Here is an 18,985-nt window from a genome sequence, read left to right as displayed (position 1 = left end):
TGGCAACCTGACAATTAACTACTTGTCGTCTTTAACTTCTTCAAATTCAGCGTCAACTACATCGTCGCCGCCTGATGAATCAGCTTCAGGAGCTTCACCTTCAGGTGCGCCACTTTGTGCTTGAGCTTTAGCTTGAGCAATTTCCATTAACTTAGCTGAAGCTTCGACAACCACTTGAGTTTTGGCATCAATTTCTTCTTTACTATCGCCTTTAATGGCAACGTTAAGTTCATCTAATGCTGTTTCAAGTTTCTCTTTGTCTTCGCTTGGTAAATCGTCGCCTGCTTCTTCAATTTGCTTACGTGTTGCGTGAACCATGCCATCAGCTTGGTTACGAGCTTGTACAAGCTCTTCAAATTTCGCATCTTCGTCAGCATTTGCTTCTGCGTCACGTACCATTTGCTCTACTTCTTCATCTGATAAACCAGAAGAAGCTTTAATGGTGATTTTTTGCTCTTTACCGGTATTCTTATCTTTCGCCGTTACGTGCAAGATACCATCAGCATCTAAATCGAAAGTTACTTCAATTTGTGGTGTGCCACGTGGTGCAGCGTCAATACCTTCAAGGTTAAATTGACCAAGAGATTTGTTTGCTGAAGCTTGCTTACGCTCGCCTTGCACAACATGCACTGTTACTGCCGCTTGGTTATCGTCTGCGGTAGAGAATGTTTGAGATTGCTTAGTTGGGATAGTGGTGTTTTTCTCGATAACTTTCGTCATCACGCCGCCCATAGTCTCAATACCTAATGATAATGGCGTAACGTCTAATAATAATACGTCAGTTACATCACCAGAAAGTACACCCGCTTGAATCGCAGCGCCTGCAGCTACAGCTTCATCAGGGTTAACATCTTTACGAGGTTCTTTACCAAAGAATTCAGTTACAACTTTTTGTACCATAGGCATACGTGTTTGACCACCTACCATGATAACGTCGTTAATGTCGCTAATTGAAAGGTCAGCATCTTTAAGTGCTTGCTTAAGCGGACCTAAAGTGGCTTTAACCATGTCTTCAACTAAAGACTCTAATTTAGCACGAGTAACTTTGATGTTCATGTGCTTAGGGCCTGAACCGTCAGCAGTGATGTACGGTAAGTTAACATCGGTTTGTTGTGCTGAAGAAAGCTCACATTTTGCTTTTTCTGCCGCTTCTTTCAAACGCTGCATAGCAAGAGGATCAGTAGTTAAATCCATGCCTTGATCTTTCTTGAATTCAGCTACTAGATAGTTGATTAAACGGTTATCAAAATCTTCACCACCTAAGTGAGTGTCGCCGTTAGTCGCTAGTACTTCAAACGTGTGCTCGCCTTCAACTTCATCAATTTCGATGATAGAGATATCAAATGTACCACCACCTAAATCGTATACTGCAACAACTTTGTCGCCTTCTTGCTTGTCCATGCCGTAAGCAAGGGCAGCAGCAGTTGGCTCGTTGATGATACGTTTAACTTCAAGACCCGCAATACGACCCGCATCTTTAGTTGCTTGACGTTGTGCATCGTTAAAGTAAGCAGGAACTGTAATAACGGCTTCAGTTACTTTTTCGCCTAAATAGTCTTCTGCTGTTTTTTTCATTTTTGCTAAAACTTCAGCAGAAACTTGTGGTGGAGCGATGTTTTTATCACGCGCCGTTACCCAAGCATCACCGTTGTCGGCTTTAACAATACCAAATGGCATAATTTTTATATCGCGTTGAACTTCTTCATCTTCAAAACGACGACCAATTAAACGCTTAATGGCGAACAATGTGTTTTTAGGGTTTGTTACTGACTGACGTTTAGCAGGTTGACCCACTAACGTTTCGCCTTCTTCTGTGTAAGCTATGATTGAAGGCGTTGTACGATCGCCTTCTGCATTTTCAATTACACGTGCTTTACCGCCATCTAGAACAGCAACACAAGAGTTTGTTGTCCCTAGGTCAATACCAATTATTTTGCCCATCTTGAGGATCTCCGAATACTTATTACGTTAAAAATAAAGATTAAATCTTTCGATGAACAGTAAGTGGGGACAAGAAAAAGTTTTTTCAACTATTTTTGTTGAAATAAGTAAAAAATATCCGTTTTTATTTGCTCTGCTTTTTATTAATAACAATTAAGCATTTGTGGTCTATACCATTACTAGTAAAGAGCTACACAATGATTATGCAAAAATATAGTTTAGAAAGCCTATAGTTTGTAAAACATAGCAAGAACATGACAAGAAAATAGTGATTAATTAAATACTCGTCAGTTAATGGTATTAACCATAATTTTGCTTTGTTGATTGGCATTTATCTGAAGACGGTTAAATTTCATTTAACTTGATGGACTGAAGTCCACCCTACAAGTGTCATGTTGTGTTGTGATTTTTGTAGGTCGGACTTTAGTCTGACAACCGTTAATCTGGCAATTAATCTGATGGGTTAACAAACATCTATTACGGGTATTATTTTTTCGGTGTTTATGCTGAAGACGGTTAAATTTCATTTAACTTGACGGACTGAAGTCCATCCTACAAGTGTCTACGGGTGTCATGTGCCGTTGGGATTTTTGTAGGTCGGACTTTAGTCTGACAACTGCTTAGCGGGAAATTAACGTGATGGGGTTAACAAACATCTATCGCGGGTATTATTTTTTTGGTGTTTATCTAAAGACGGTTAAATTTCATTTAACTTGACGGACTGAAGTCCACCCTACAAGTGCCTACAGGTGATAATATGAATTTGGCTAGCTGTTAGTGCGACTTTGCGCGGGTGATAATATGACTTTGGGCCAATTTTTTGTACCTAAAAAAGATCAAATCTTGCATATAGAAAAGCCAAACATTTGTCTGGCTTTTCTTGTCGTGCAAAATTACCGAATAATAAAAATTATGCGGTGGTATCTACACTCGGCTTAGCTTTTGACACCATCACCATCGCAGGGCGAATTAAACGACCGTTTAACTCATAACCTTTTTGCATAACCGCGATAACGGTATTAGGCGCAACACCTTCAACTTCTTGCATTGACATCGCTTGATGCAATTCAGGATTAAATGGTTGATCTTGTGGATCAATCGCTTGAATCGCAAATTTCTCTAACGAAGCTAATAAACCTTGATAAGTTAACTCAATACCTTCGATGATAGCCGTATTACTTTCGTCGTCTTTATCAATATTTTGTAATGCTCGCTCTAGGTTGTCTACTGTTGTTAACATTTCAGCAGCAAACTTTTCTAAAGCAAACTTACGTGCTTTTTCAACGTCTTGTGACGCACGGCGACGAACATTGTCAACTTCTGCTTTCGCACGAATGACTGAATCTTTTTGATCGGCAACCGTCGATTTAGCTGTAGCTAATGCTAATTCAAGTTCGTTTATTTTTTCTTGCTCAGCACTGATATTTTCGACTGCAGCGTCAAGTTGAACTTCAACTTGCTCTTCTGCATCCTCAACAATTTCAGCGGCTAATGCGTCTGCTGAAATTTCTTCAGCACTTTTATTCTCTGTTGACTCGTTGGCCATGAAAAACTCCAAAGTAGATCTTAAATTTCAAAATAGATAAAACATAATAACGCTAATTATGGGGGTTTGTTTTTATGATTCAAGCACAAAAGTAAATCATTTAAAAAAAAGTCAACTTTACAAGCGAGCAAAATAGCGCGAAACTGCTGATAGTCCTTAATTATATTACATATTTATAAGCACCGTATGAGTAATTTATACCGCACTATTGGCTTAATTGGTAAACCTAACCATGAAGGTGCCAGTTCAACCATAGCAGCTTTACATCAATATTTGTCGCAGCAAGGCTATCAAGTGCTGGTAGAAAACTCTGTGGCCCAAACCGTTAATATTGAAAATGTTGTCATGGCGTCACTTACCCGTATTGGCGAGCAGGCCGATCTGGCTATTGTTATTGGTGGTGACGGCTATATGTTAGGGGCGGCTAGAGTTTTAGCTTGTTACAATGTGGGTGTTATTGGGGTTAACCGTGGCAATTTAGGTTTTCTTACCGATTTATCTCCTGATGATTTAATCACCCCGCTTGAAGCTATTTTAAAAGGTGAATCTCGCGCTGAACAACGCTTTATCATCGAAGCTGAAGTTTATCGCCACGGCAAACTTAAAAGCTCAAACAGTGCGGTGAACGAAGCTGTACTTCATGCAGGTAAAGTCGCCAGCATGATCGAATTTGAAGTTTACATCGATGGCAGCTTTATGTTTAGCCAACGCTCTGATGGTTTAATTGTTTCAACGCCTACCGGCTCAACTGCGTATTCTATGTCAGCGGGTGGCCCGATATTAACCCCCAATTTAAATGCCCTTTCCTTGGTGCCTATGTTTCCTCATACGTTAACCAGTCGACCTATTGTGGTTGACGGTAACAGTGAAATAAAACTAAAACTGGCCAATGAAAACTATGAAAACTTGCAAGTTAGCTGCGATGGCCATGTAATTTTAGCTGTTATGCCAGGTGATGAAGTGATCATCAAAAAAAGTGAATTTACCCTGCGCCTAATACACCCACTTGATCATAACTACTTTAATGTACTAAGAAATAAATTAGGTTGGGGTCATAAACTCTACTAATATTTCTTAAATCTGCGATGAGTAGAATGTCGAAATATAAATAAAATTGCGAACATAGCTTGAATAAAAACCAGATACTGTATAAATTAACAGTATCTGGTTTTTTATTTACCATTTCAATTGGTATTAACACTTTATCCAATATAACGTTGCGATAAAGGCAGTGAGGCGACTATGTTATTGCAGCTCAACATTCAAAATTTTGCCATTGTGCGTTCACTCGACATTGATTGGCAGCAAGGCATGACTACCATTACCGGCGAAACCGGTGCAGGTAAGTCTATTGCGATTGACGCCTTAGGGCTTTGCTTAGGTGATAGGGCGGTAACCAACGTCGTTAGACCTAATTGCGCGAAAGCCGAATTAGCCGCTACCTTTGATACCAGTAATAACAAACGAGCAAAAAAATGGCTAAAAAATAATGATATGCTGCTCGAAAATGAATGTATTCTGCGTCGGGTTATTTCTGCTGAAGGCCGATCCAAAGCCTATATTAATGGTAGCCAAGTACCTTTAACGCAACTAAAAGAAATTGGACAACTACTGATTAACATCCACAGTCAGCATAACCATCAACTACTGGTTAAACCCGCTGAACAACGCAATATTCTTGACGCTTATGCCAGCCACCAGCACTTGTTAGATGAAGTTAAATATTATTACCATCAATGGCGTGAACTTAGCCAAGAAGCCAAACTGTTGCAAGAAAGCAAACTACAACGTGAAGCCAAACAGCAGTTATTACAGTACCAAGTAAACGAATTAGATGAATTTTCATTACAACTTGATGAATTTGAAAGCTTGGAAATTGACTATAACCGCCAAAGTAATGGTCAACATATCCTCAATGAAACCTTAATTGCTGTACAACAATTATCCGAAGATGAACAATTTAACGTCGTCGATGGCCTAAGACACAGTACCGAGCAAATTACCGCTTTAGGTAACTATGACCCAACATTAAAAGCCATAGCAGAACAACTTAACGAAGCCTTAATTCAAGTTGAAGACGCTAGCCAAGAAATTAAGCATTATTACGAAAGTTTAGAACTTGACCCACAAGCTTATACTTTAATAGAAGAGCGTTATTCAACCGCTGTGCTGTTAGCGAAAAAACATCAAGTACCGACAGGCTCATTAGCAAACTTTCATCAACAGCTGTTACAAGAGCTACAATTATTTAGCTCTGATGAAACACGTTTAAACCAAATTAACGATGATATAGAGGCCGCAAAACAAAAATATCAACACGCTGCACTGATTTTGTCTGACTCAAGAAAAAAAGCAGCCACTAAGTTAAGTAAAATGATCACCAAAAGCATGGCTGAACTTAACATGCCGTATGGCAAATTTTTAATCGATATTTGCCAAGATAAAAGCGAAAACTTATCGATTAACGGTAATGACAGCGTGAGTTATCTAGCGAGTTTAAACCCAGGGCAAGCGTTAGAAGCGATGAATAAAGTTGCCTCAGGCGGCGAACTTTCTCGTATCAGCTTAGCGATGCAAGTTATTCTGGCTGATAAAATTATTACCCCTACCTTAATATTTGATGAAGTGGATGTGGGTATTAGTGGCCCAACTGCCGCTATGGTAGGTAGCAAGTTGAAACAACTAGCAAAAAACACTCAGGTTATTTGTGTAACTCACTTACCGCAAGTGGCCAGTAAGGGGCATCAACAATTATTTGTCGCTAAATTAACTGATGGTGAACATACAGAAACCACAGTAACTGAACTTTCTAGCAATGGCCGCGTCCAAGAAATTGCTCGCTTACTAGCTGGTGATAAAATTACCGAAAATAGCCTAGCTAACGCGCAAGAATTACTGGCTGGATAAAGCAAAGATCAACAGACGGGTAAAATAAACTAAAAATTATTTTGTATCTGTTAGCCCGCTTCGCTATTATCCCCATTCAAACTATAAAGGATAATTATAATTAACATGTTTTTTCGAGTATTAGCTATTGTAATCGCCTTGTCTGTTTCTGCCTGTTCTAGCTGGGTTTATCGTATAGATATTCCACAAGGAAACTATCTAGAGCAAAAAGATATCGACAAACTTCAAATTGGTATGACAAAAGAACAAGTTAAGTTTGTATTAGGTAGCCCTGTTGTTGAAGGCGCGTTTAATAAAGATATTTGGCATTATGTTTATAGTTTCAAATCAGGTCGAAGCGACGAATTTAACGCAAAAAAACAATTTACCATTACCTTTGATAACAACAAGGTTGTTAATGCTGAAGGTGATTTTGAATTACCGGAAAGCTATAACGTGCCTATGGTTAACTAGGGTTTAGTTAACTAGCGATTAGTTGTTTTTTGAACATCATCACTCTTTCACATTGGCGTCCAAGAATGTACTGATGCAGTTCCTAGCCATTAATGACTTTAATGGCTAGGAACTGCCATGTGAGCTTGATATAAGGTTCATCCTGAAGATAAAGCATGTCTATTGTAGGACATGCTTTTTTATGGCTAAATTTTTAATAAATTTCCTAGTTAAGTCAGGCTAAGTCATACTAAATCATATATCAAAATAGTAAATTAACTCTCGCCAGTATTACCTCGGCGTGACTAAACCCGACCGCCAGTAATTTTATTAGCTCGGCCTTCTTCTTTAGCTTTTTCTGCTCTGCGTTTACGCACTTCTTTCGGGTCAGCAAGCAGTGGACGGTAAATTTCAATACGATCTAAGTCTTTCACCTTATCGGTTAATTTAGCTAAGCGATTCCAAATACCAACATTATTAACGGCTAAATCTATTTCAGGAAACTCTTCAACTATGCCAGAAGCTAAAATGGCTTGCTCTAATGTAGTGTTAGGCTCAACAGTACAGCTAATAATCTCTTGTCGTGTTGGTGTGCCATAAACCACCTCAATCTCGAGTGGGGCTTGCACATTAATTTCTTCACTCATAACCTATTCGCTCATGTTAATGTAAACTCTATTAATACACAGCTGATACCACTAACCGTATACTTCTTTTGCTCGCTGAGTAAACGCTTGCACCATATTATTGGCTAAATTATTAAATACTCGACCAAAAGCCAAATCAAACATTTTATTAGAAAATTCATAATCCAAGGTCAATTCAATTTTACAGGCATCATCAGATAAGGCTTTTAATTGCCAACCACCCACAAGAGACTTAAAAGGCCCATCAACTAAACTCATTTTAACTTCTTGGTTACTAATGAGCACATTCTGCGTGGTGAACCATTTTTTCAGACCACCTTTAGACACTAATATCGCGGCGGTCATACTATGTTCGTCTTGGGCAACTATTTTACTATCACTACAATTAGGTAAAAACTTTGGGTAGGCAAGCACATCATTAATTAAATAATACATGTCTTCTACACTGTGCATCACTAATGCACTACGGCTTATGTTTGGCATTCACCCTCCAATTCTCAAGGGCGCTATCATAGCAAATGTCTTTTAAAAACGCATTAAAGTGAAAAATGATAAATAAGCCATTTAAATAACAGCAATACTCCGTATAATGTTGATGATTGCTATTTTTGGTAGCAAACAAAATGGAAATATAATGGCAAAGAAAAAGAAATCAAGCAGCAATACTATTGCTCTAAATAAAAAAGCACGTCATAACTATACCCTCACTGATAAGTTTGAAGGCGGAATGAGCTTACAGGGCTGGGAAATTAAAAGTATACGCAGCGGTAAGGTAAATATATCTGACTGTTACGTACACATAAAAAATGGTGAGGCCTATTTACTTGGCGCTGAAATAATGCCGCTTAACGCCGCTTCTAGTCACGTGGTTTGTGATCCTAATCGTGACCGAAAATTACTCTTAAACCGTCGAGAGCTAGAGAAAATTATTGCCGCTGTAGAGCGCGATGGTTATTCCTTAATCGCCACTGCAATGTATTGGAAAGCTTGTTGGGTTAAATTAGAGTTTTATTTGGGCAAAGGTAAAAAAGACCACGATAAACGTGCTGACATTAAAGACCGAGAATGGGCAGTAGATAAAGGCCGTTTAATGAAAAATAGAAACTTAGACAGATAATTGATTAAAAAATATCACGTTGTCTATTTAAGCCAAGCGTTGTATAATGCGCTGCATAGACTTATATAGTCTATAGCAGTAGAAAAGAAAGCAGTAGAAAAGAAGTAAAGAGTAAGCTTTGGGGCGGATCTAGGATTCGACGAGATTCATGAAACCCGAGGTGCATGCCCAGGGGCGGTTTGCCTGGTAAAAAGCCGCAAAACTATAATTGCAAACGACGAAACGTTCGCACTAGCCGCTTAGGCTAGCCATCGCCTCAAAAATTCTCCTATTGTTTAGAGGATCGATGGTCACCCCAAATAGGATAGCGAGGGAAGCACGCTTAAGGCTGAACCGCGAAATAGTATTAAGCTCACCATGACGAAGCCTGTCGGTTGGCGTCCAAGTGGTTAAATAAATGATCGACTAAGCATGTAGTACCAAGGATGTAGGCTTTTCGGACGGGGGTTCGATTCCCCCCCGCTCCACCAAAATAAAGACCGTTTTTAGTCCATTAGTTATACCTAGTAACTTTTAGATTTGGCCATAGTCTGGCAACAGACTATGATAGAAAACCGCTTAATAGCGGTTTTTTTATGTCTAAAATTTACAAAACAACATGTACTCAAAATATCAATGACTCTGCCCCCATTGATTACATAAATTTAAGGACAAGCTAAAAGTGAGTAATAAACCTAGATATGTCGCTTATACTATGAAATATAAGGTAAAATAGTGGCAAAATATTCTACTTAAAAGAACTAATGGCAAATTTTAAGACTCACTTCAATATAGCGGCTGCTGGTACAGGTATTAGCTCTGCAGTGCTATTATCAGCAGGTCATACTGACATCAATACAGCATTATGGTTGTGGTTTTTAGGCACTATCGGGGGATTGTTACCTGATATTGATTCCGACAACTCGACATCACTTGATATTATTTTCAATATATTTACCGCCGTCATTCTGCTGATGGTTTTGCGCTACATTACCGGAGAGCATTTTAGAGAGATCCGTTTTATTGAATTGCTGGTAATACCTTTAGCCGTTTATAGCATAATGAAATGGCTGATCAGACCATTATTTGAAAAAGTGACGGTTCACCGAGGCAGCTGTCATTCTCTGTTATTCCTTATTTTATGTGGCCTACTAACAACGCAGCTAACTTGGATATTCAATAACGAATATGCCACTAAGTCGGCTATCGTTGCCTTACTTTCAGGTGGGTTTGTTTTCTTTGGCGGGCTTATTCATTTAATTTTAGATGAGATATACAGTGTTGATTTAAGTAATATCCGCATTAAACGCTCTTTCGGTACAGCCCTGAAAATAGCCTATTTTAAAAGTAAAAGGGCAACGTTTATGATGTTAGTTGCCAGCATCGCATTAGGCTATATGCTACCGGAAACTGATACAACAATGAATTTATTAGCAGATTGGTCAGCTTTTAATTTCTACTAAGAAGAGCACCAGTCGATTGATATTGAGGGAATATATACTGTCTGTTGGACGTCATATTTTCACAAAAAAAAGACACTAAAACGTGTCTTTTTTTATCTCTTATTGCTCTCTAAAATTTTCAATTAGCCTATTTTACCAGGCTAACTTTTTACCCCATACGATGCAGGGCACAAATTTTATTGCCTGATGGATCACGTAAATAAGCAAGGTAAAGATTACCAATCGGTGCACTTCTAACACCTGGTGCGTCTTCACAAGCAACACCACCATTAGCAACACCCGCCGCTTGCCATGCATCAGCTTGCTCAGGAGACGTAGCAGCAAAACCAATAGTGCTGCCATTACCATGACCGGCTTCTTCACCGTTTATTGGCTTAGTTAGGGCGAGAATTCCATTGTCAGTAAAATAAAAGCACCGACCTTTTTCATCCATTACACCCGGTTTATGGCCTAGTTCACCTAAAATGGCATCGTAAAATACTTTTGATGCTTTTACGTCATTCGCACCTATCATGATATGACTAAACATTTAATTTTCCTTTTTAATTGAACAAAAATACCAAGGGCATTAGCTAAATTTTCAAATGATTTAGCTAACGCTTTAGTATCTAAAACTGCCTCTAGCATGCACGATAAGCAGTTAATAACACAATAAAAAATTTGCATAACTTATAAAGTTTATAAGTTATGTTTTAGCCAACAGCCTTCACTCCTGGGTTTTAATTGACCTGTTGAGTCACAACTTGCCAAGTCTTAGCTTGGTGCTTGACGGCATAAACGCCAATATACAACACTCAGCAGAAGGTTTAACTGGTCTTTACTTTCAGTTATCTATACATCATTTGTTAATAAATCTTCACTGTTAGCACTGCGGTTTTCTGCTATCCACAAATAAAATACCGGTAACACGAACAAGGTGAAAAATGTGCCAATAGCCATACCGGCAACTAAAATAATACCTATGCTATTTCTTGCCTCTGCACCAGCACCAGTAACTAATACTAACGGGAAATGGCCCAATATGGTTGCCGCTGTGGTCATTAATATGGGTCGTAAACGTGTCGTTGCTGACTCAATAACGGCGTCAAATTTACTGTTGCCTGCTTCTTGTAAATGATTGGCGAATTCGACAATTAAAATACCATTTTTCGCGATGAGTCCCACTAAGGTAACTAAGCCAATTTGCGAGTAAATATTTATCGTGGTTAACTCCAAAAATGGTAGTAATAATGCCCCCGACAAGGCTAATGGCACACAGCCGAGTAATATCACTAACGGGTCACGATAACTATTAAATTGAATCGCTAATACTAAGAAAACAATGACTAAAGATATTGCCATGACGGTGATTAAACTATTACCTTCAGCACGAATTTGACGCGACTCACCAGCATAATCTAAGTTGTAGTTATTGGGTAACATATCAGCCGCTGCTGACTCTAAGGTTTGTAATGCCTGCTCTTTTGTTACCCCAGGTAATATTCCACCATAAACCCTAAACGAATTTTGTTGACCAAACGAGCCTAAGGTTCTGGGCACTGTGCGATATTTAATTTCAGTAAATGCCGATACCGGTATTAACACACCCGCGGGTGTTTTCACGGTTAGGTTTAATATTTTTTCAGGTTGTGAGCTGATATTATCAGCGACCATTGGAATAACCCGATAGGCCTTGCCATTAGCATCAAAGCGATTGACATAATTGCTGGAAAGATAGGTTGATAACTGGCTACTCACGTTAGCCACCGTCATACCTAGGTCAGCAATTTTATCTCGGTCTATTTTTAGTTCAACTTGTGGTAAATCGATTTTTAAATCTGTATCGGCATAGAGAAATTCGCCACTTTGAAATGCCGCACCCACAAGTTTGTCAGCGTACAGTTTCATCTCACTGTAGGGCGATGAAGACTTAACCACCAGCTCAACATCAAACTGCCCTGCGGTAGGCAATGGCGAAGGTAAAATAGGTAGCAAGTTTAAACCTTCAGAGCTCTGTAGACGCCCATAAACTTCAGGCAGCATTTCTTGAATGCTTTTATCTCGTTTATCATTACTGACAAATTCAAGACCGCTAAAACCACCGCTACTAAATATTATCTGCCATATCTCTTTGCTGCCCTCAGTTTCTAGTAAGGTTTTAGCGACACTGGCGACATTATCTTCGCTGTATTTTAATGAGGCATCGGGTGGGGATTGTACAATAATGAAAACGCTGCTTTGATCTTCAGTCGGCGCTAGCTCTTTTGCTGACATTAAATAAAAAGGCACAATTAATAACGAAACAATCAGGGCAAAAAAGAATAACTGTCCTTGCCAGTGAAAAGTTTTTGCTAATAATCGACCATAAAAATTTTGTAAATGCTCAAATGCGTGGTTAACCTTAACGGTTAATTTACCTTCTTTACCACCTTCACTTGATACATAAGCACTCATTATCGGTGACAAGGTAACGGCAACCACGCCAGAAATGAGTACGGCGATAGCCAAGGTAAAAGCAAACTCTTTAAATAAAACCCCGGTTAAGCCTGATAAAAAGCCAATCGGTATATAAACTACAGCCAAGGTTAAGGTCATGGCAATAATTGGCACCAGCAGTTGTCGAGAGCTCATTAGAGCGGCTTGTATACGTGGCACACCAGCGCGCATATGTCGGGCAACGTTTTCAACCACCACAATAGCGTCATCTACCACTAAGCCAACCGATAAAACGATCGCTAATACGGTAAGTAAGTTCAAACTAAAGCCCATCAACCAAATAGCGGCAATGGCGCCTAAAATAGAAATAGGAATGGTCACTAAAGGCACTAAGGCCGCTCTAAATGACCCCATTAACACCACAACAACAATACCGACTAACACTATGGTTTCCATGAGTGTGGTGATAATTTCTTGTAATGCGTCTCGCATATAAAGTGTGCCGTCGTAGGCAATATCTATTTTAATATGTGGTGAGGCGGCATTGATTTCATCAAGCACTTTATAAAGTTCATCGCCAATTGAAATTTCATTCGCACCAGGTAAAGGCCAAACCGAAATATAAACGGTATCTTTACCATTAAAACGGGCGGTAGCCGTGGCTTGTTCCGCACTATACTCAACCCGCGCAACGTCTTTTAAATACACGACCGCGTTATCGCTTTGCTTAACAATTAACTGTTCAAACTCACTGACCGACGACATTTGTGTATTCGCCACAATGTCGATTTTTTGCCGCGCATTTTCACTATAACCTAACGTTGAAATACGGTTATTATCCGCCAAGGCTTGATAGACTTCATCAGCGCTAAGGTTGAAAATATTTAATTTGTCAGCGTCAAGCCAAACTCTCATCGCTGGAGTTCGGGCGCCTTCAATACCCACCTTTTGTACACCGTCAATATTGTTAATAATCGGGTTGATTTCTCGTGTAAGGTAGTCGGTAATTTGCGCGAGTGTTGAACCTTCTGATGCCACATTAAGATAAAACACAGCGAAAGGTCTATCGGTTCTTGTTACAGTAACAAAAGGGTCTTCTGCACCCGCCGGCAACTCAAATTTTATTTGATTAAGGCGAGTGTTTAGCTCAGATAAGGCGTCGGTACTATTTTGATTAAGCTTAAGCCAGGCGATTACTTTACTTTGGCCTGAGCTAGTGCTTGATTCGACAAAATCAACCCCAGGAACGGTTGATGCTACTCGCTCTACTGGGTCGGTAACAAAACCTTTAACCACATCAGCAGAAGCGCCGGTATAGTTAGTGGTTATTTCCAGTGAAGCCCCTTCAATTTTAGGAAATTGTAATACCGATATGGCATTAACCGCCCATAAACCCACCAAACAAATAAATATCGATAATACGGTGGACACTACAGGTTTTCGAACAAAAACATCCATAAGATGTTTCGATGAAGATAATTCTTTTAGCATGACTATTCCTATCCGCCTAAGTTATCTTGATCAAAGTAAGTTTTTAAACCTTGGCGCAATTTAAATGCCCCTTTGGCGGCGATCAAATCATCTACCTTGAGTCCTTTAATCACAATAACTTGCTCGTCGATTCTATCACCCAAAACAATTTTTTCTCTGCTCGCGCGATAATCGCCTTGCTCATCTTTAATCAGTTTAAAAACATAATCGCCCAGCTGATCACGCACAATCGCCAAGTTTGGCACTGTGATGACAGATTGGGCCGGCATAATGGGTAAGGCAACTTTAACTAATTGATTGGCTTTAATGTCCAGCGCTGAATTAAACACCTTGGCTCGATACTTAAGTTGACGAGAGTCTTGGCTATATAAAGACGCTACTGAACTGATCATGGCTTCACTGCTAATGCCGGTTGAAGCAGCATCAGCATTAACGGTAATTTCAACGCTACTATTTACCGGTAATTGTGCATAGCTTTGTGGGACCTTAAAATCTACCCAAATATAGTTTTCAAGACCGAGCAAGTCGGTAATGTCAGCGTTTTTATCAAGAAACTGTCCAAGATTAATATTATGAATACCGACACTGGCATCAAAAGGTGCCGTAATGATTTTTTTTGCAATAATGGCTTCTAAACGCGTCGTATCAGCGATAGCAATGCTATATTCTGCTTGTGCTAAGTCGACACTTTCTTTACTGATGCGACTTGCTTTTTCTAGCGTGATATAACGTTGCAGTGTGCGTTTTTTCAATTTCATCGTCGCCTTAGCTGAGGCCAATGACGCTAACTCTTCACTATGATCTAATTCAACTAACACTTGGCCTTTTTTAACCCTATCGCCTGAGGCCATATTAAGTTTGCTAACCTTGCCAGCCAGTTCGTTTTTCAAGGTGATATATTTAACCGCTTGCCCTTCACCAATGACAGATATTTGTTTTTGGTAAGTAACACCTTGCGCCCGAAAGGCTTGTACTTTTGCACTAGGCTCAGGTCCAGATTGCATTTTCTGGCCACCTGACAATGACGCTTTATAATAAAACAAGCCACCAACAACAGCAGACACAATAACAACAACAATAAACCAACGGATTAATTTCATAACGCTTTCCTAAGGTAAAATATCGCAGCAATCCCATGCCGACGACACACCTGTAAAAATGTTTCACAGGGTATAACCTCAATCACAATTGAGGTCGATAATTAATTCATAATATTTCTATCAACACCACGGATAACCTAACGTTGCGCTAATAGTGAGAATGCTAATAGTGAGAGTGCTAATAGTGACTAAACTTCAATCAGATTAAGTGTAGACAAAAACGGCCATTATTTTGTCATACAAAAGTGAAAAGCAAAAGAAAATACAGCTAACTAACCACATCATTACATTATTGCCCACTTGTGCTCATTAAACTTAATGGAACGGGTCTGTTTTTTAGTGGTCTGCTATCACATCAATTTAACTTACGTTAATATACCCACCCTACTTCAAGATGCAGTTTCAGGGCTAAATAGTGAAGTAAAGTAGGTATGTAACCCTGAAAATTTCTTAATCGCAAATTACTGGAGCACCTTTTGCTTAAAAAACTTACGCTTTTATCGGCAACAATCATAACAACTTATCTTTTATCATTAACCATCAGTCTCTTGGCTACAGCGAAAACTGAGTCCGTAAGCAGTGTCGCACAAATAACGGCTAACTATGCTGTAGCGACCTACCAAGATGATATGCTGAATAGTTTACGTGCGCTGATTAAGCACAATACGGTCGCCAAAGAGGGAGTGTCAGTTAATGACAATCCGGCTCACATTGCCTTTAAAGCAGAATTGAAAAAACAAGCGCAAACACTCGGCTTCGATTACCTCGACGATGGCTATGTGGTTATTATTGGCTTAGGTGCCCAAAAAGAACGAGTCGGTATTATTACTCATGGCGATGTGCAACCCGCTAACCCAAAAAAATGGCAAAAATCACCATTTGAACTTGATATCACCTCAGAGCCAGGGCGATTAATTGGCCGTGGTACTGAAGATGATAAAGGCCCAATTTCAACCGCGTTATATGCCATGAAGGCGATTAAAGATAAAAAGTTAGCACTGAACAAACGTATTGAGTTATATATTTACATGGCGGAAGAGTCAGATTGGGAACCACTAAAAGCTTATATCAAAACCCATGACTTACCACAAACCAATATCACCATTGACGCCGAATACCCGGTGGTAACCGCAGAAAAAGGTTACGGCACTATTAAGTTAGTTTTTAACCAGCAAGAAAAGCCCACAATTTCTCCTTATGTGAGTGAATTTAGCGGTGGATTCTTTGGTAGCCAAATCCCTGAAGATGCCAGTGCGACTATTGAAAATGCCAATATTGTGCTACTAGAAAGGTTAATGCGCAAAGCACTGAGTTACCAAGGTGTCAGCTTTGATCTTGAACTAAAAGACAGCACCTTAACTATTAAAGCATTAGGTAAGTCAGCACATTCTTCAAAACCTGATGAAGGCGTAAATGCTATTCCCTACCTTGCCGATTTATTGTCTAGTACGCGTTGGGTCAATAATGGTCCAGGTACTTTAGTTAACTTTATTAATGACAATATTGGCCTAGGCTTAACCGGTGAAAAATTTGGTAACATTGCTTATCAAGATGATTTTATGGGCCCAATGACCGTCTCCCCTACCGTGATAAAACAGCATGATGAAAGCATACAGCTGAACATTAACTTGCGCCGTCCACAAGGCAAGAGTAAACAGCAACTTAACGATGAAATACATCAAGCAGTACAAAACTGGAATAACAAATTTGATGCGGATGTTAAAGAGTTAGCGCATGATATTGGTGACCCTTTTGTGCAAAAAGATGTGCCACATATTAATACCTTATTAGCGGTGTTTACCCACTTTACTGGCATTGAAGACGCGAAACCTATTGCCATTGGTGGTGGGACAAATTCACGCTTATTTCCCAATGCGGTTAGTTTTGGCCCGTCTATGCCCAATGCTGAATACACCGGACATTCAGAGCATGAGTTTATTACTATGGAACAGTTTGTTTTAAATTTAAAAATGTATACCGCGGCGTTAGTCGAATTAGCTAAGTAAATATAGAAATAGCTGTCAGTTAGACACTACCAGTTAGAAGCTGTCAGTTAATAGCTGTCAGCGTTCAGTTTACTTGTTGGTTTGGCTTTTATGTCTTGCTTTATCTATTCGCTTTACGGTTGACACACTGAAGTTTCAGTACAACAATCGCTGCTGGTTTTAACCATGGCTTTGTCTTTAAATAAGCTAATAGGCTTGGTATTTAGCACTCGTCGCGATATTATTTAACAAAATTATTTATGTATTAGTGCTATGAAAAAAGTTTGTCTAGTTACCGGTGGCAGTTCGGGTATTGGTTTAAGTATTGTTAAGCTGTTTTTAGCAAAAAAATATCAGGTTTTTAATCTTGATATTACCGCGTCAGATTTTGGCGATTTTTGCCCTTGTGATATCACCAAGGTTAACGACGTTAGCCGGATCATTGCTAATATTGCCAAAAAAGGCCCTATCGACGTTTTGGTTTCTAACGCCGGCATACATTTTTCAGGCTCTATTGAAAACACCAGTGAAGCAGATTTTGAGCGGGTTTTTAATATCAACGTTAAAGGTGCTTATGCGGCTATTAAAGCGGTTTTACCTGTCATGAAAACACAACAAAACGGCGCAATAATTTTGATGTCATCAGATCAAGCACTGATTGCCAAACATAACTCGTTTGCTTACAACCTCAGTAAAGCGGCATTAGCCTCAATGGCAAAAACCACTGCACTTGATTACGCACAATATAATATTCGCGCCAATGCTGTTTGCCCAGGCACTATTGAAACCCCGCTTTACCATCAAGCCATTAATAATTATTGTGCAAGCTCAGGGGCGAACAAAGCTGACGTGCACGCAGAAGAAGCGGCATTGCAACCTTTAGGCAGACTAGGACAGGCAGAAGAAGTGGCCGAATTGGTGTATTTTCTTGGCTCAGACAAAGCAAAATTTATTACCGGTAGTTTACAAGTTATCGACGGTGGCTATACAGCGCAATAGCACTAAATTCAACTGAATCCAACTAAATCAATACGATAAATACAATACATACCCATGAAAATAATCGATCCCCATCTGCATTTATTTGCTCTTAATGAAGGTAACTATCAATGGTTAAGGGCAGAGAACCCGCCTTTTTGGTCAGATAAACACCTAATAGCTAAAAACTTTTCTGAGCATGACCTAACATTAACCTCACCGTTAATATTAGCGGGTTTTGTGCACATTGAAGCGGGTTTTGATAATCAGCAGCCTTGGCGTGAAATTGCTTGGTTAGAAAATACCTGTAACATGCCCTTTCGCAGCATAGCAATGCTCGATATTACCCTGCCAAAATTGAAGTTTTTACAGCAAGTCGACAAGCTCATGCGCTATCAAAGTGTGGTCGGTATTCGTTATATTTTAGATGACGACGCTTTAGCCATTCTTAACGATAAAAACAGTCAAGATAACCTAGCAAGCTTAGCCGAAAATAAACTCATTTTTGAGCTGCAAATGCCACTAGCAAACCCTCAGGCCGTCGATAGTTTACTTAACATATTATCAGTAACACCGCGTTTACAGCTTTGTATTAACCACGCGGGTTGGCCAGCACAAGATAAGGTGCAACAGGTCCATTGGTTAAACAACCTTAAACGCTTGGCTAGCTTTGACAATATTTTCATCAAATGTTCTGGTTTTGAAATAACCGACCGAGCTTACTCAGTAAATTGGTCATATAAAATCATCCGACAGTGCATCGACATTTTTGGTGTTGAACGCGTGATGCTCGCCAGTAATTTTCCGCTATGCTTGTGGCATGCTAGCTATCAAGAAACTTGGCTGGCTAATACTCAAGGTATAAGTACTGAGCTTACAAAAACAGAATCTGAATCTGAATTTGCCTATAACACCGAACAGTTACAGCAATTATGCTTTAGTAATGCGCAGCGTTTTTACAAATTTCTATAACAGCTAAGCAAG

At 39.5% G+C, this 18,985-nt stretch carries 15 protein-coding genes and 1 other RNA gene; 9 read left to right on the top strand and 7 right to left on the bottom strand.

The window, feature by feature from the left end:
• Window positions 1-18 precede the first annotated feature (18 nt).
• A complete protein-coding gene (gene dnaK / locus H4J65_RS15440) occupies window positions 19-1,941 on the bottom strand; it encodes a molecular chaperone DnaK (protein ID WP_182198743.1) in 1,923 nt (640 codons plus the stop codon).
• Window positions 1,942-2,851: 910 nt separating this feature from the next.
• Complete coding sequence (gene grpE, locus H4J65_RS15435; protein ID WP_182184984.1) at window positions 2,852-3,487, bottom strand: nucleotide exchange factor GrpE; 636 nt, start codon at window positions 3,485-3,487, stop codon at window positions 2,852-2,854.
• Between the two features lie 186 nt (window positions 3,488-3,673).
• Between grpE and nadK the strand changes: the two genes are divergently transcribed.
• From nadK to H4J65_RS15420, 3 genes are all read left to right on the top strand, one after another.
• The gene (nadK, locus tag H4J65_RS15430; protein ID WP_182190464.1) at window positions 3,674-4,555 is read left to right on the top strand and encodes an NAD(+) kinase; all 882 of its coding nucleotides are present in this window, start codon (window positions 3,674-3,676) and stop codon (window positions 4,553-4,555) included.
• Window positions 4,556-4,729: 174 nt separating this feature from the next.
• The gene (gene recN, locus H4J65_RS15425; RefSeq protein ID WP_182198742.1) at window positions 4,730-6,394 is read left to right on the top strand and encodes a DNA repair protein RecN; all 1,665 of its coding nucleotides are present in this window, start codon (window positions 4,730-4,732) and stop codon (window positions 6,392-6,394) included.
• A 105-nt stretch (window positions 6,395-6,499) separates the two neighbouring features.
• Complete coding sequence (locus tag H4J65_RS15420; protein ID WP_182136488.1) at window positions 6,500-6,847, top strand: outer membrane protein assembly factor BamE; 348 nt, start codon at window positions 6,500-6,502, stop codon at window positions 6,845-6,847.
• 284 nt (window positions 6,848-7,131) lie between these two features.
• Here the strand turns inward: H4J65_RS15420 and H4J65_RS15415 are convergent, their stop codons facing one another.
• Window positions 7,132-7,473 carry an RnfH family protein gene (locus H4J65_RS15415; RefSeq protein WP_182136489.1) on the bottom strand — a complete coding sequence of 114 codons (342 nt, stop codon included), beginning with the start codon at window positions 7,471-7,473 and terminating at the stop codon, window positions 7,132-7,134.
• Window positions 7,474-7,524: 51 nt separating this feature from the next.
• Window positions 7,525-7,956, bottom strand: coding sequence for an SRPBCC family protein (locus H4J65_RS15410; RefSeq protein ID WP_182198741.1), 432 nt, complete (start codon window positions 7,954-7,956; stop codon window positions 7,525-7,527).
• Between the two features lie 151 nt (window positions 7,957-8,107).
• On the opposite strand from H4J65_RS15410, the gene smpB reads away from it, so the two are divergent.
• The 3 genes from smpB to H4J65_RS15395 all read left to right on the top strand — a co-directional run bounded on the left by smpB (window position 8,108) and on the right by H4J65_RS15395 (window position 10,032).
• Complete coding sequence (gene smpB, locus H4J65_RS15405; RefSeq protein ID WP_182136491.1) at window positions 8,108-8,590, top strand: SsrA-binding protein SmpB; 483 nt, start codon at window positions 8,108-8,110, stop codon at window positions 8,588-8,590.
• A gap of 120 nt (window positions 8,591-8,710) precedes the next feature.
• Window positions 8,711-9,060, top strand: a transfer-messenger RNA (tmRNA) gene (gene ssrA, locus H4J65_RS15400).
• Between the two features lie 273 nt (window positions 9,061-9,333).
• Complete coding sequence (locus H4J65_RS15395; RefSeq protein ID WP_182198740.1) at window positions 9,334-10,032, top strand: metal-dependent hydrolase; 699 nt, start codon at window positions 9,334-9,336, stop codon at window positions 10,030-10,032.
• A gap of 148 nt (window positions 10,033-10,180) precedes the next feature.
• Here H4J65_RS15395 and H4J65_RS15390 read toward each other — a convergent pair whose 3' ends face one another.
• From H4J65_RS15390 to H4J65_RS15380, 3 genes are all read right to left on the bottom strand, one after another.
• Window positions 10,181-10,561 (bottom strand): VOC family protein, encoded by a 381-nt coding sequence (locus H4J65_RS15390; protein WP_182136493.1) that lies wholly within the window; start codon window positions 10,559-10,561, stop codon window positions 10,181-10,183.
• A 302-nt stretch (window positions 10,562-10,863) separates the two neighbouring features.
• Entirely contained in the window at window positions 10,864-13,938 is a 3,075-nt protein-coding gene (locus H4J65_RS15385) for an efflux RND transporter permease subunit (protein WP_220465172.1), read from the bottom strand.
• 8 nt (window positions 13,939-13,946) lie between these two features.
• On the bottom strand, window positions 13,947-15,038 hold the full coding sequence (locus H4J65_RS15380) for an efflux RND transporter periplasmic adaptor subunit (RefSeq protein ID WP_182198739.1): 1,092 nt from the start codon (window positions 15,036-15,038) through the stop codon (window positions 13,947-13,949).
• 476 nt (window positions 15,039-15,514) lie between these two features.
• Between H4J65_RS15380 and H4J65_RS15375 the strand changes: the two genes are divergently transcribed.
• The 3 genes from H4J65_RS15375 to H4J65_RS15365 all read left to right on the top strand — a co-directional run bounded on the left by H4J65_RS15375 (window position 15,515) and on the right by H4J65_RS15365 (window position 18,973).
• Entirely contained in the window at window positions 15,515-17,044 is a 1,530-nt protein-coding gene (locus tag H4J65_RS15375) for a dipeptidase (protein WP_220465171.1), read from the top strand.
• Window positions 17,045-17,296: 252 nt separating this feature from the next.
• Window positions 17,297-18,022 carry an SDR family NAD(P)-dependent oxidoreductase gene (locus tag H4J65_RS15370; protein ID WP_182198738.1) on the top strand — a complete coding sequence of 242 codons (726 nt, stop codon included), beginning with the start codon at window positions 17,297-17,299 and terminating at the stop codon, window positions 18,020-18,022.
• A 54-nt stretch (window positions 18,023-18,076) separates the two neighbouring features.
• Window positions 18,077-18,973 carry an amidohydrolase gene (locus H4J65_RS15365; protein WP_182198737.1) on the top strand — a complete coding sequence of 299 codons (897 nt, stop codon included), beginning with the start codon at window positions 18,077-18,079 and terminating at the stop codon, window positions 18,971-18,973.
• The last annotated feature ends 12 nt before the right edge of the window (window positions 18,974-18,985 follow it).

This window comes from Colwellia sp. MB02u-9 (genome assembly GCF_014077085.1).
Classification (GTDB): Bacteria; Pseudomonadota; Gammaproteobacteria; order Enterobacterales; family Alteromonadaceae; genus Cognaticolwellia.
The sequence above is the reverse complement of the archived record's forward strand: the minus strand, read 5'-3'. Positions and strand labels throughout refer to the sequence as shown.

Bases quoted from the DNA above. Each gene is read 5' to 3' on its own strand.
- dnaK (WP_182198743.1), bottom strand. From the start codon at position 1,941: ATGGGCAAAATAATTGGTATTGACCTAGGGACAACAAACTCTTGTGTT.
- grpE (WP_182184984.1), bottom strand. From the start codon at position 3,487: ATGGCCAACGAGTCAACAGAGAATAAAAGTGCTGAAGAAATTTCAGCA.
- nadK (WP_182190464.1), top strand. From the start codon at position 3,674: ATGAGTAATTTATACCGCACTATTGGCTTAATTGGTAAACCTAACCAT.
- recN (WP_182198742.1), top strand. From the start codon at position 4,730: ATGTTATTGCAGCTCAACATTCAAAATTTTGCCATTGTGCGTTCACTC.
- H4J65_RS15420 (WP_182136488.1), top strand. From the start codon at position 6,500: ATGTTTTTTCGAGTATTAGCTATTGTAATCGCCTTGTCTGTTTCTGCC.
- H4J65_RS15415 (WP_182136489.1), bottom strand. From the start codon at position 7,473: ATGAGTGAAGAAATTAATGTGCAAGCCCCACTCGAGATTGAGGTGGTT.
- H4J65_RS15410 (WP_182198741.1), bottom strand. From the start codon at position 7,956: ATGCCAAACATAAGCCGTAGTGCATTAGTGATGCACAGTGTAGAAGAC.
- smpB (WP_182136491.1), top strand. From the start codon at position 8,108: ATGGCAAAGAAAAAGAAATCAAGCAGCAATACTATTGCTCTAAATAAA.
- H4J65_RS15395 (WP_182198740.1), top strand. From the start codon at position 9,334: ATGGCAAATTTTAAGACTCACTTCAATATAGCGGCTGCTGGTACAGGT.
- H4J65_RS15390 (WP_182136493.1), bottom strand. From the start codon at position 10,561: ATGTTTAGTCATATCATGATAGGTGCGAATGACGTAAAAGCATCAAAA.
- H4J65_RS15385 (WP_220465172.1), bottom strand. From the start codon at position 13,938: ATGCTAAAAGAATTATCTTCATCGAAACATCTTATGGATGTTTTTGTT.
- H4J65_RS15380 (WP_182198739.1), bottom strand. From the start codon at position 15,038: ATGAAATTAATCCGTTGGTTTATTGTTGTTGTTATTGTGTCTGCTGTT.
- H4J65_RS15370 (WP_182198738.1), top strand. From the start codon at position 17,297: ATGAAAAAAGTTTGTCTAGTTACCGGTGGCAGTTCGGGTATTGGTTTA.
- H4J65_RS15365 (WP_182198737.1), top strand. From the start codon at position 18,077: ATGAAAATAATCGATCCCCATCTGCATTTATTTGCTCTTAATGAAGGT.